12 protein-coding genes are annotated in these 11,441 nt (G+C 63.0%); 7 read left to right on the top strand and 5 right to left on the bottom strand.

What is annotated here, in order from left to right:
• Positions 1 to 120: 120 nt before the first annotated feature.
• Positions 121 to 1,596 (bottom strand): tetratricopeptide repeat protein, encoded by a 1,476-nt coding sequence (locus ACJQWM_RS03305; RefSeq protein WP_411306665.1) that lies wholly within the window; start codon positions 1,594 to 1,596, stop codon positions 121 to 123.
• Between the two features lie 325 nt (positions 1,597 to 1,921).
• The gene (locus tag ACJQWM_RS03300) at positions 1,922 to 2,071 is read right to left on the bottom strand and encodes a hypothetical protein (protein ID WP_411306678.1); all 150 of its coding nucleotides are present in this window, start codon (positions 2,069 to 2,071) and stop codon (positions 1,922 to 1,924) included.
• 51 nt (positions 2,072 to 2,122) lie between these two features.
• On the opposite strand from ACJQWM_RS03300, the gene ACJQWM_RS03295 reads away from it, so the two are divergent.
• The 3 genes from ACJQWM_RS03295 (at position 2,123) to ACJQWM_RS03285 (ending at position 3,740) form a co-directional block, all read left to right on the top strand.
• On the top strand, positions 2,123 to 2,653 hold the full coding sequence (locus ACJQWM_RS03295) for a hypothetical protein (RefSeq protein WP_332701949.1): 531 nt from the start codon (positions 2,123 to 2,125) through the stop codon (positions 2,651 to 2,653).
• A complete protein-coding gene (locus ACJQWM_RS03290) occupies positions 2,637 to 2,816 on the top strand; it encodes a hypothetical protein (RefSeq protein ID WP_332701951.1) in 180 nt (59 codons plus the stop codon). The genes ACJQWM_RS03295 and ACJQWM_RS03290 overlap by 17 nt, the downstream gene beginning before the upstream one ends.
• 291 nt (positions 2,817 to 3,107) lie before the next feature.
• Entirely contained in the window at positions 3,108 to 3,740 is a 633-nt protein-coding gene (locus ACJQWM_RS03285) for a peroxiredoxin-like family protein (RefSeq protein ID WP_332701953.1), read from the top strand.
• 127 nt (positions 3,741 to 3,867) lie between these two features.
• Here ACJQWM_RS03285 and ACJQWM_RS03280 read toward each other — a convergent pair whose 3' ends face one another.
• Both ACJQWM_RS03280 and ACJQWM_RS03275 read right to left on the bottom strand, forming a co-directional pair.
• The gene (locus tag ACJQWM_RS03280) at positions 3,868 to 4,374 is read right to left on the bottom strand and encodes a hypothetical protein (protein ID WP_332701955.1); all 507 of its coding nucleotides are present in this window, start codon (positions 4,372 to 4,374) and stop codon (positions 3,868 to 3,870) included.
• Positions 4,375 to 4,517: 143 nt separating this feature from the next.
• Positions 4,518 to 5,618, bottom strand: a complete 1,101-nt coding sequence (locus ACJQWM_RS03275) for an NAD(P)/FAD-dependent oxidoreductase (RefSeq protein WP_332701957.1) — start codon at positions 5,616 to 5,618, stop codon at positions 4,518 to 4,520.
• Positions 5,619 to 5,878: 260 nt separating this feature from the next.
• Here ACJQWM_RS03275 and ACJQWM_RS03270 point away from each other — a divergent pair, with 260 nt between their 5' ends.
• The 4 genes from ACJQWM_RS03270 (at position 5,879) to ACJQWM_RS03255 (ending at position 7,786) form a co-directional block, all read left to right on the top strand.
• Positions 5,879 to 6,367: a hypothetical protein gene (locus ACJQWM_RS03270; protein ID WP_332701959.1), complete on the top strand. Its 489-nt coding sequence runs from the start codon at positions 5,879 to 5,881 to the stop codon at positions 6,365 to 6,367.
• A gap of 104 nt (positions 6,368 to 6,471) precedes the next feature.
• The gene (locus ACJQWM_RS03265) at positions 6,472 to 6,936 is read left to right on the top strand and encodes a cupin domain-containing protein (RefSeq protein WP_332701961.1); all 465 of its coding nucleotides are present in this window, start codon (positions 6,472 to 6,474) and stop codon (positions 6,934 to 6,936) included.
• Positions 6,937 to 7,112: 176 nt separating this feature from the next.
• Positions 7,113 to 7,430 (top strand): hypothetical protein, encoded by a 318-nt coding sequence (locus tag ACJQWM_RS03260; protein ID WP_411306664.1) that lies wholly within the window; start codon positions 7,113 to 7,115, stop codon positions 7,428 to 7,430.
• A 182-nt stretch (positions 7,431 to 7,612) separates the two neighbouring features.
• Positions 7,613 to 7,786 carry a hypothetical protein gene (locus tag ACJQWM_RS03255; RefSeq protein WP_332701965.1) on the top strand — a complete coding sequence of 58 codons (174 nt, stop codon included), beginning with the start codon at positions 7,613 to 7,615 and terminating at the stop codon, positions 7,784 to 7,786.
• Between the two features lie 309 nt (positions 7,787 to 8,095).
• On the opposite strand, the gene ACJQWM_RS03250 is transcribed toward ACJQWM_RS03255, so the two are convergent.
• Positions 8,096 to 11,359, bottom strand: coding sequence for a hypothetical protein (locus ACJQWM_RS03250; RefSeq protein WP_332701967.1), 3,264 nt, complete (start codon positions 11,357 to 11,359; stop codon positions 8,096 to 8,098).
• Positions 11,360 to 11,441: the final 82 nt, after the last annotated feature.

Raw genomic sequence — 11,441 nt, 5'->3', positions numbered from 1 at the left:
AGGCACGGAGGCAGTCAAGCCGTCTTGGCTGCCTCCTTTCCAGACAGTCCGCCAAACAAAAACCCCGCCGAAGCGGGGCTTTCTGTCATCAGCGGCCTTGGCGTTTGCTTCCTAAAGCCGTTATCGCTGATCCAACTCGTGGTGGATCACTGCATCCCGCTCCGAACCGCCAGCCACTTCCAACAAGCGGGCATTGAACTCGCGGTTCGCGGCTTCATCGCCGGCCGCCTTGGCAGCCCGGGCACCGCCCAGCAGCGTGTTGAAGCGGCCCGGCCAGATCCCGTCGGACGTCCGGTACGCCGCCATCGCCTCTTCCGGGCGTTCCAGTTCAAGCAGCAGATCGCCGAGGGCTTCGTTGGGCGGCAGCAACGCGCCGGGCGTGACTGGATGCTTATCTGTAGTGGATTCAAGCTCGGCTGCCGAACGCATCAGGCGGACGGCTTCTTCGGGGCTTCCTTCCTGCTGTGCCAGTGTGCCGGCCAATATCCGCCGGTCGACTTCGATGTAGTTGGCGAAGTTTTCGTCGCCCTCGTCGCGGGCATGGTCGCGCAGGGTTTGCAGCCGCTGCTCGGCCTCGCGAGCGTCCTCCAGGTCGCCTGTGTGCAGGGCGCCGAGCCCACGCGCGAACCAGGTCAGGGCTTCGGGCCATCGCGCCTGGTCCCAGGGCAGGTAGTCCGGAGAGCGCGGCTGTAGCGCAGCGGCGTCTTCCCACCTTTGCCGCTCCACCGCCAGCCGCGCCGGCAGTGCGGCAACGTGGTACGCGCTGACGAACGAGGCCTGGTACGGACCCCGGCCCTTGACCTGGTCGTGCAATGCCTCTGCCCGGGCGTCCTCGCCGCGCTGCAGGTGGGCGTACGCCAGGTAGTCGATGGCATGGATGTAGTGGTGCGACACCGCATCGCCGACCGGGTGCCGCAGCGCGGCCTCGGCGGACCGGCGGTTCCACTCGATCACCGACGGCCAGTCGCCCAGCCGCACGTAGATGTGCGAGGGCATATGCAGTGCGTGCGGCACCCGGGGAGCGATGTCGGCGTAGGCCTCGACCATGTCCAGCGCATTTTCGGCATGGCCGTTGGCATCGGTGGCGTGGATCGCGTAGTGGACGGCGCCAGGATGGGTCGGGTTGCGCTGCCACACCGTGCGGAGGATCGTCTCGGCTTGATCACGAAGTTGGTCGGGCTCGGAGGCCCACTGCGCCAGGGCCAGGCGCGACAGGGCGTACAAAGCCGCGGTATCGGCGTCTTCCGGGTTCGCCTGATAGGCAAGCTGCATCTCCTCGGCCCAGCGCTCGATGCGGCTTCGCACTGTGGCGTCATCGGGCTCGCTGAAAAACGCCCCGGTAGCCTGCATCAGCAGCCGTTCGCGTTCGGTTCCGTGGTCCGCCGCCATTGCCTTGCGGACGTTATCCCGGCCGTGTCGGATCTCTTCGCTGCTCGGCCGGGTGCCCCAGAGCGGCTGGAACAGGGTGGTTGCGACACCCCAGTTGGCCATCGCGCAATCGGGGTCGGCCGCGGCGACCTGCTCGAATTCGGAGCGGGCCTGCTCGTACATCATGTGATGCATCAAACCCAGCGCTCGGTCGAAGTCGGCGCGCACGGCCTCGTCGCAGGAGACGCGGAAATCGACTGCACCGATCGGGGCGTCCTGATCAACCGCCTGCTGGTCATGCATGTGGGTTTGCTGGGCGTGGCCGGGCGGGCTGAAGCCGAGCGTGGCGGCAAGGAGCGCAGCGGTGACGGCGGCCGCAAGTCGGTTGGAAGTAGACATGGTTTGATCCTCCGTAGTTCCTGGGACGAATGCTGACCATACCGACCAGCAGGCTGTCAGCTGAGGGCGGTTTCACTTGTGCGATGAGGAAGCGCCCGCGTGCCAGTATGCGCCACGTCGGCTGGAGAGCCGCTGTGTTTTCTTCTCGAGGCTTTTATCGCTGATCCAGCTCGTAGTGGATCAACACGACGCACTGCGAGGCGAACAGCATCGTTTTACCCAACGTGATTCGCGTCGCGCCGAGGCGGTCCAGGCTGTGAAAGGTCTTCTTCGTTGACCGGGTGACCCAAGCCTTCCTGCCGATGAAGAAACTGGACGTTGCGAAGATCGAGGCGGCGGGGCGCTAACATGCCCCATGGCCAGCCTGCTTGACCAGATAAGGGAGTCGCTCGCCGCGTTCTCCCGGCTACGTACCCCGCCGGCGCTGATCGGCGGGCTCGCACTTGCCGCCCACAACGTGGTGCGCGCCACACGGGACGTGGACTTCCTCGTCGATGCGGAAGATGCCGAGCACCTGCACGATCTCCTCCTCGGCCTGGGTTACCGCTGCATCCACCGTAGCGCGGACGCGGCCAACTACCTGCGCGGTGAGGAAGGCCTCGACCTGCTGTACGCGTCCCGCCCGATTGCCCGCCGCTTGTTGGCCGAAGCCGATGAGCGGGACACGCCAATGGGGCGGCTGCGTGTCATCGGTGCCGAGGGGCTGGTCGCGTTCAAGCTCCAGGGGTACGTCAATGATCCGGCGCGGGCGCGCGATCTCGACGATATCCGCGAGTTGCTGCGGGCCAACTACGCAAGACTTGATCTGGAGGAGGTGAGGGAATACTTCCAGTTATTCGAGCGGGAGGACCTTTTTGAAGAGCTCATCAGTGAAACCGGCGACTGACCGCGGTGGCGTGGTGCTGGTCGGGGAAGGCGGTGTTCGCACGCTGCCCACACCGCGTGACCCGATCCAGACATGGATCGAACTCATGGAGGTGGTGGAGGCGCTGCGGCCGAAAGGCCGGCCACGCCCACCGCGTCGTACCACGGGCAGGTTCCTGCTGTAGGCGGCCCGGGTAACCGGGGTGGCGCCCAGCGGGCGCGTGCGGGTGACGGTGGGACGGGATAACCGGCGCATCGTCGGTCTACGCTCGAACCACTTGCCGCAGGCCCTTTGTGAAGCTGCTCGACCTGATTGACCGGAGGTTGGATGTCCGGCTTTGAGCGGGTGCCTCCGGTGCAGCGCTTGCACTCGTCATCCGGTCCACGCGGGAAAGAGGTGGCGCCCCTGTGCTTGAATTGACGCCGCGTTAAACCGGCCGGGCGCACTGTCGACCTTCACTGTCGCGGAGCCGCCCATGAACCCGAAGATCGACGTGGGGCAGACGTTCCCCGATTACGTCCTCCCGGACCACACCAAGACGCCGCGCCGCCTCTCGGCCCTGCAGAGCGAGGCCGACCCGATGGTGGTGGTACTCATCCGCGGCTTCTTCTGCCCGAAGGACCGCGAGCAGCTCAGGGAGCTGACGCGCTTCCATTCGCAACTGGTCGTGGGCAGCTGCACCCCGGTGGTGATCACCACCGACGACTGGCACACCACCAACAACCTGCGGCAACAGCTCGGCGCGTCCTACACGTTCCTCTATGACGAGGAGCACCACGTACGCGACGACCTGGACATCTGCGAGTACACCGACACCCAGCACTACCCGATGATCCCGCACACGTTCCTGCTGGGTTCGGGGCTGGAGATCCGCAAGGTGTGGAACGGCTACTACTACTGGGGCCGCCCCTCCACCGCCGAGCTGCACGCCGAACTGCGCCAACTGACCCGCGACATCCGCCGGGACTGGGACCTCTCCGATCCCGAGCTGAAGAAGCGCTGGAACGCCGGCGACAAGTCGGATTTCTATCCCTATGGCATGAAGTGGATGGAGCAGACGCTCAAAGAGATGGCCGGCGCGGTCGACCAGTACGCGGGCAAGGCCTGACGGGGCGTCCGGAGGTCGGTCCGACGCAATGAGATTGCGCCGCATGAGTGTCCGGACGCCATGGGAGTCTGGCGCAGTACGCCAGCGGCAAGTCGGCATCGTCGGGCGGCAGCTCGCTTATTGCAGCCTACGGGATCTGGTCTCCAGCAAGATGGGACGCATCGACCTCATCCAACTGGGCGGTGTCCACCGTTGCCGATTTGAGCTTTCCGGACATTTCCTCGATCAGCCGTCCGACGACGACCTCCTCGTCCTGAAAACCATGAAGCGCGGAGTTCCTCCAGTCGCCGGTCACCAGCAGGTCACCCGTTTGTGCATCGAACATCTTGATCGCGATCGACTGGAGGTACATCACGATGTCCCAACGCCAGACGTCGACATAGCTGACGATGGCATCGACCTCATCGGACTTGCGGACACCCTCTGCCAACGGTGCACGCACTGTGTAGCCCGCCGTGACCAAGGCAGAGCGCAGTGCCGTGTCCATTTCGGGCGAGTTTCCGGCGTCTGGAGCCTGGGCGACCGTGACGACACGTGGAGGAGCCTGCTTGGCCAAGAGCACGTTCTGGCTTGTGGAACATCCGCCGAGCACGAATGCGGACGCGATTAGCGCGATGTGGACGATCGATTTCATGAGTTTTCCCCTGGATTGGTTCCCCGCAGGGAATATAGCAACTGGCCATTTTCTGACCGGCGAAAAAGCGCAGCGCTGAGAAAGAGGCATGTCGTAGAGCGCAATAACCACAGGGCATTGCACTACCTCGCTAACCGCCTGCCTCACTCCCGGCGCTTATGGAAATACACCTGCTTCGCCGCCCAGCGCAGCGGCGGCGAATACAGCAGCAGGTCGAAGGGCCAGTCGAACTGCAGGCGATCGAAAGCCCAGCGCAGGGCTCGCTTGGTTCGGAAGCGTGGGGCGGCCTCGATGGCGACCTGTTCCGGAGCGCCACCGTCGTCGCGCAGATACGCGGCGATGCCGCGGCCCACGGCCCAGCCGTGTTCCCACGCGGAGTGGATGCCGCCGGCGGTGACCGGCGAGACGATGCCGGCGGCGTCGCCGATGAGGATGGCGCGGTCGCGGGCCATGTCGAACACCGGTCCGCTGCACGGGATCAGGCCGGCGCGGGTGTGGCCGGGTTTGAGATGGCGCCGCAGTCCGCCCGCCTGGCCGACGCGCAACAGGAAGCCGTCGATGTCGGGCACGCGTGCGTGGGCCGGGTCGTGGCGCAGCGCGAGGCCGGCCTGCACGCCGGTGGGGCTCTGCGCGATCCAGCCGATGTAGCCGGGCGCGTAGCGCTTGCTGATGAAACAGTGCAGCGCACCGGACTCGGCGAGGCTCGCGCCCGGAAATTCGTACTCGATGCCGTACAGGAACTGGCGCACCTCCCCGAGCCCGCAGCGACGTGCCACGCGCGAGCGCGCCCCGTCGGCACCTACGAGATAGCGCGTGGTGCCCACGCCGTCGACCTGCCAGCCACCGGCCGCGCGCTCGGCGCTGGTGAACGAGCAGCCAAGGCGCAGGTCGACCCCGTGCACGCGCATCTGGTCGGCCAGCCAGCGCATGACGGCGGGCGTGTCGGTGGTGAGGAAGTAGTAGCCCGGTGCGGCCAGCGCGATCTGTTTCAGGCTCGGCGCGTACAGGCGCACCTCCTCGATGCGCCGTGTCATCGCGGCGGGGATATGGCCGAGCAGGGTCTGCTCGGCGGCTTCCTTCACGATGATGCCGGTGGTGCGCAGTTTGTCGCCGGGGTCGTGCTTGCGCTCGAGCACGACCACGCGCAGTCCGCGCTGCGCGGCGGCGATGGCGCAAGCCGCGCCGGCGAAACTGGCACCGACGATGACGACGTCGGCGGCGAAGGATGTCGTTGCGTTGTCCATGGCGCCCGGGCGAGTGGATTGCCGATGACGATGCCTGCGCCGTGCGAGGCTGCGATGGGGTGAAGGTGAAGCGGGGTTGAAGTCGCCGGCTTCTTGTTCGCTTCACATCGAGCCCATCACGCGTTCACCCGCGCGAGGAAAGCTTGCGTCGACCTACCTTTCGCGGAGACACGGCAGTGACAGGACATATCGGGAACGGCAGGGGACGGCGCGGAAATCGCTGGAGTAAAGCCATATGGGGCACCGCGGCATGCCTGCTGTTGCTGCCTCTGGTGGCGATGCAGTTCACCGACGAAGTGAACTGGGACGAGACCGACTTCATCGTCGCCGGTGCCATGCTGCTGGCCGCCTGCGGCACCTACGAACTCGCGGCGCGGCTGACCGGCAGCACCGCCTACCGAGCCGCCGCGGGCGTTGCGGTCGTGACCGCCTTCGTCCTGGTCTGGATCAACCTGGCCGTCGGCATCTTCGGGAGCGAGGACAACCCGGCCAACCTGATGTTCGGTGGCGTGCTCGCTGTCGGCGCGATCGGTGCACTGGTTGCGCGCTTCCGGGCAGGCGCAATGGCCCGTGCGCTGGAGGCGACTGCGCTTGCCCAGGCGCTGATCGCCGTAATCGCACTGATCGCCGGCTTCGGCGGGACCGTGCTGCTGGCCGCGTTCTTCGCCGTGCCGTGGCTCGCATCGGCCCAGCTGTTCCGGATTGCGGCGCGGGAGCAGGGCTCTGGTGGGCGCAGCCCGGTAGGTTGATCGAGGGGTGGCCGGTTCCGCGGGGCGTCCGCGTTGCCACGGATGAAGGGCGGCCCGCCGGACGGCAGGGTCGCGCCGATTCAACGCCGGAGCGGAGCCGAGCCATGCGCACATCCTTGATTTCGACCGCCGTCCTGGCGCTGCTCGGCAGCGCGGCCGCCTCCGCCCAGTCCCCCCAACCCGAACCGGCGCTCGTGTGGACCGCGCAGGACCCGGCGCTGCAGTGGGGCCCCTGCCCGGATTTCCTGCCGTCCGGATGCGCGATCGCGGTCCTGCACGGCGATCCGGCCAGCGACAACGCCGACGTGTTCCTCAAGCTGCCACCGGATTCCAGTATTCCCGCCCACTGGCACACCTCGGCCGAACGGATGGTGCTGGTTTCGGGCGAGCTGCACGTGACCTATGACGGCCACGACACTGCGGTGCTCCGGCCCGGTTCGTACGCGTACGGGCCGGCGAAGCTGCCGCACACGGGGCGCTGCGCCAAGGGCCGTGCGTGCGTACTGTTCATCGCTTTCGAGTCGCCGGTGGACGCAATCGCAGTGGAGGTGGAGGAGCCTGTCGAGTAAGCGGGCATTGCCGTTGTACTCTTCCGGCCATCGCCGGAGGAGCTGCAATGAACACGCTAGACGAAAAGCCACCAGCCGCGCCTGACCGAGGAGGCGCGGAATGCGAACGCGATCGCCGGCAAGCACAAACGCATGCCTGGTGCGTGGCGGCTTTTGGCGACCACGATGCGCGGTCGGTGCAACAACGTGGCATCCGGCTGGCCGAGGAGGCCATCGAAACCGCGCAGGCGTGCGGCTGCGATCCCGCCATGCTGCACCGGCTCATCGACCACATATATGCCAAGCCGGTGGGTGAGCTGGCTCAGGAGCTCGGTGGCCTGGGAGTGACGCTGCTTGCGCTGGCCGAGGCTGCGGGGCTCGGCGCGGACGAAGCCGAGCGGCGAGAGGTCCAGCGCGTGCTAGCCAAGCCCCTGGCGCACTTCGCTGCGCGCAACGCCGCCAAGAAGGCGGCCGGCTTCCATACGTCCGCAGCGACAGATCCGGCCGACCGGTAGGTCGCACCCAAGGCTTCGAGGCGAACAGTATCCGGGGCGGGCGTCGAGCCGGTCGGCGACCTGCGCCGCTGCCGGTGCCGCGTCCGTCGCGCAGCGGTTCCGGCTTCGATCTGGGCGTGCTGGTTGGCCCATGCAGGTCTGTTCGTCTGTTGCGTGATCCGGCACACGCCTCGTCCGAGGCAATGGCCGCGATCAGCGGTCGCCCCAAAGCTGGCAGCAATGAATTGTCCGTGCTCAAGCGCGAGAACGCCCGGCTACAGGAGGAGAACGAAATTCTAGAAAAAGCGACGGCGTACTTCGCTTGGCAGCTGCCGGGCAGTACGCATGGATCCGTGCGCAGACCGGGCAACTGGTGAAGCGACTATGCCAGGTGCTGGGCGTCTCGCCCCAGCGGCTTCTACGCCTGGCAGGGTCTCGTCTGCCCAGTGCGCGTGCGTTGGAGGATGCCCGGCTGCTTCAGCGCATCGAGCATCTGCACGGACAAACCCGAGAAGCTCATCGCTCGGACCGGATATGGCAGGCGTTACGCCAGGCTGGCGAAACCTGCGGTCGGCACCGGGGCGGCGACTTCGTGGCGAGAACGACATTCAACTGGCCGTGAAATGCGGGGCAGTCCACTCCGTCCCTTATTCCCGCCCTCCTGCATCATCGATCGACGTTGCGGCTCACTGAATTTCACCCAAGAGATTCCGCGCTTCGGTGATGCAAGCCCCGGTCGTGCCGAGCAGGACCGCGGGGTGGTTTTTTGCATAACGGGAGTTCACCGCTGTCCAAATTCCGGCCGTTCGCTTGCATTGTTCGGCACTGGTCGCGGAGTTCCAGCGGCACAGGCCAGCTTTTGGATCATTGCCAGAACCCAGCACCTCGCAATCCGCACCGTGCCGGCCGCACAATTTTGCATCGCCTGCACTGCAATCAAGCTGGACTTCAGTCGGGCGCTCCTTCACTCGACGTGGGCTCGGATCAAAGTGGTCCCTAGGATCAAGATGGCCTGGGCCTGAGTTGTCCTGGAGCATAAAAGTCGTACCAATGGGGTTCATATAATTTTGGTTCATGTCACGAATCTGATCCACGATCACGGCATATGCGGATAAACCGCGGCCCGGGCGATGCAGCTCGGTATTCCAGTCGCCACCGCATGGGATCGCCTTGCGATTGCTGGTGACGTACTTGGCATCCTGAATGCGGTTAGAACCGAATTCACCATATACCACCGGTTCCCAATGAGCATTGTTATGTGACACGAGGAAACTAAGCTCTTCGCTGTTCCCGATCGAATTCAAAGGCTTCACAGAAACCCGGATACCTTCATAGAAGCTGCGGTCTTTGGGCGCCATTTCGTCTACCACAGGCGCCGAGCCTCGGGGGCTCTGTGGGCCATTTCCCGGACCGATTTTATTAGTGGCGTTGAGAGATTGTGAAAGTACCTGCCGAGCCGGCGCGGCTTTCATTGCCCCGACCACCTGCGCTGCGTCCGGACGCGCTGGAGCGGCCGGCAAAGTGGTATCCATGGAAAGCCCGAACTCCACTGTCACAGTCAGCGCGCCGGGCTGTATCGGGCACGCAGTTGGGCCATCGATGGTTATTTTGTAGGGCGCTATCCACATTGGGTTGGTGATGAACTTCGTCTCATCCGGTCTGTGCCCCAATTGCCCCTCCAGGAGGAGCGCTGTCTTTCGAGGAAACTCAACTACTGCGGGGCTACCCAAAACATCAGTGAGTGCGTTGATATGTAACGATTTTGGCGGGCCGGCGTTGATTGAAGGGCCGATGTCAGTATAATTTGGACGACGAGCCTTGATTCTGACGTACCTGAGCGCCATCGGGCCGCTTTGCGCAAGATGATCGGACAAGTAGTCGTTCTTTCCAATCCATTGTGCATAGACATAAACGCCTTCGTTTCCGATGGGTGCCAGCAAGGTATTCCCACCATCAAAATCGCCCCGTCCGCCGATCAATCCATCGTGGTTTTCCCACCGACAGAGGTCGTCATGCCAAATCAGCTTGTGCATGTCCGAGTTGAAGCGACAATTGGCGTCGGCAGAGAACCTGCCGACGGGGCCGTCGGTAACGACCGTATTGCCTTCCTTGTAGTCCTCCAATGGATAGTAGCCGGGGGCGGGGTGAACGCCGCCGCAGAACGGGTACTCGGGGCAGTTGGGCGGTATTTCATCGCCGGCCCGGGTGTAGCGTTGAGAGGTCAGCGTATAGGTTCGCAGCCTTCCAAATGCATTCGTGTTAGCCGAGAGCGATTTGGAATAAGGATTGATAGCCTCGGCGGTTCCGGTTAGTACGGTAGACGGGATCGACATGCTGTAATTGAAATCACCATGCGCATCGGTGCCGGCACTCAGGTAGAGCTTGCGAATAAAGACATGCTCCCTTCGTTCGCTGAGCGAATAACCCAGCCCTCGGCTGACTAGGCGTTTGTAAGCTTCATAGGTTTTATCGTGACCGCGGCGCCAGTCTTTGCCTGAAGGTGCCTTCTCGAATCTTTGTCCGGTATCGGCAACGGTGAAGGGGTTGAAATGGTGGCTTTCGCTGACCTCGAGATCGCCGCTGTCCCGCGATTTCATGTCGTCATGTTCGTTCCATATTTGCAAACCCTTGAACACGAACTCAGTGCCGTTTCGCTGCAAGATGGGGCTGTCGCCTCCCGATCGGTTGAATGACCCCAGCCCAATCGCTCTTTCGTAGTAGTCTTGGGACCATCCAATCGAACTGCTTTCGGGATGAGACGCATAGCCGAAGCCGTCGGATGACCCCATGCGGGCTATTGCATGGCTGACCGATATTTTGTTATCGGCTCCTTCCTTGGTTGGGTTCAGATCAATTTTCCCGCCGTGCCATGGCCCTTCGAAGTGCGGAGCGCCGTAAGCCAATAGATGGCTGCCAAACGCGAGATGGTCCGTGTGTAGTTTATCGTGCGGAACTCCGTTCGCTCCTTGGATTGTGATTTCCTCGCCGCCGAGCACCCCCAAATGAGTTCGATACCATTGAAACTCACCACCCTTGCCGTCGGTTTTGCTCGTCGGGCCGTCGTGACCGGGATGGGTCCCGGCATCATAAGGAGGGCCCGAAAAGAAGACATTATGGTCCGTGGTGATGATCTTGTTCTTGTAGGCAGACCAGTTGGCATTGTCGAGCTGCACATCCACCAGACCCAGTGCGTACGCAGATTCGAAAAGCATCGCGACGGGACCCCCGAATGCCTTCCTGGCTGCATCCGGATTGGTTATGCCATGCCACTTGGTCTGCTCGGCAATGGTGTGGACATGGACATCGTACTGGTGATCGACAGGGCTGAATTTTGCGAATCCGTCGGTTGTGACAACCACCCGCAAGACCTTGGTGTCAGATTTGATTCCTCCAGGGTTGATTTCATTCAGGTCGGCGAGAGATTTGATTCCAGCCAGTTCGACTAGCTGCGTGTTGATGGTAGTATCTCCCCAGATAATGGTTCCCCATAGGTAATGTACGCCAGGCTTGCCACGCTGCGAACCCATTCCTATGCATGCGACTGGAACACGCGCTATATAATGCCAAAAACTACGTATTTGCTCGCCTTTGGTTATTGGGCTGCGGATCCTTCCGTCTGGATCGAGGAACGTGACAGCACAAGGAAAGTCGTCGTCAAGCGGTTCCTCCAACCCAAGGTCAATATTTCTGGAATCCTCGAAAATCAGCGTTGATTGCTGGGAGTCAGGGTCGTAATTATGAAGGCTGAAACTGATTATTTTTCTATCTGCATTTTCTTCAAAATCTGGCGTAAAGAAGAGAACGGGTAAGTAGTCACGCACCGTCCGCCATGGCGCATCGATGACCAGATCTTCTCCAGCGGAATCAACCGAGGAAAAAGACGAGAGTGGCAAAATAAGCATTAGCACAAGCAAGACTGGTCCTGCCATGGCGCGCGGGTGTCGGGTCATTTGGGTCGCTCCTCAAGATTGCTTGAAAAGTTTAATTTGGTGCAAAATAACCATGGACAAAAGGGATAGCGCAAGGATGCAT

The organism is Novilysobacter longmucuonensis (genome assembly GCF_046600735.1).
Taxonomy (GTDB): Bacteria; Pseudomonadota; Gammaproteobacteria; order Xanthomonadales; family Xanthomonadaceae; genus Novilysobacter_A; species Novilysobacter_A longmucuonensis.
The sequence above is the reverse complement of the archived record's forward strand: the minus strand, read 5'-3'. Positions and strand labels throughout refer to the sequence as shown.

Excerpts from the sequence above, each read along its gene's own strand:
- ACJQWM_RS03295 (WP_332701949.1), top strand. The coding sequence starts at position 2,123 with ATGGCCAGCCTGCTTGACCAGATAAGGGAGTCGCTCGCCGCGTTCTCC.
- ACJQWM_RS03285 (WP_332701953.1), top strand. The coding sequence starts at position 3,108 with ATGAACCCGAAGATCGACGTGGGGCAGACGTTCCCCGATTACGTCCTC.
- ACJQWM_RS03280 (WP_332701955.1), bottom strand. The coding sequence starts at position 4,374 with ATGAAATCGATCGTCCACATCGCGCTAATCGCGTCCGCATTCGTGCTC.
- ACJQWM_RS03275 (WP_332701957.1), bottom strand. The coding sequence starts at position 5,618 with ATGGACAACGCAACGACATCCTTCGCCGCCGACGTCGTCATCGTCGGT.
- ACJQWM_RS03265 (WP_332701961.1), top strand. The coding sequence starts at position 6,472 with ATGCGCACATCCTTGATTTCGACCGCCGTCCTGGCGCTGCTCGGCAGC.
- ACJQWM_RS03255 (WP_332701965.1), top strand. The coding sequence starts at position 7,613 with ATGGCCGCGATCAGCGGTCGCCCCAAAGCTGGCAGCAATGAATTGTCC.
- ACJQWM_RS03250 (WP_332701967.1), bottom strand. The coding sequence starts at position 11,359 with ATGACCCGACACCCGCGCGCCATGGCAGGACCAGTCTTGCTTGTGCTA.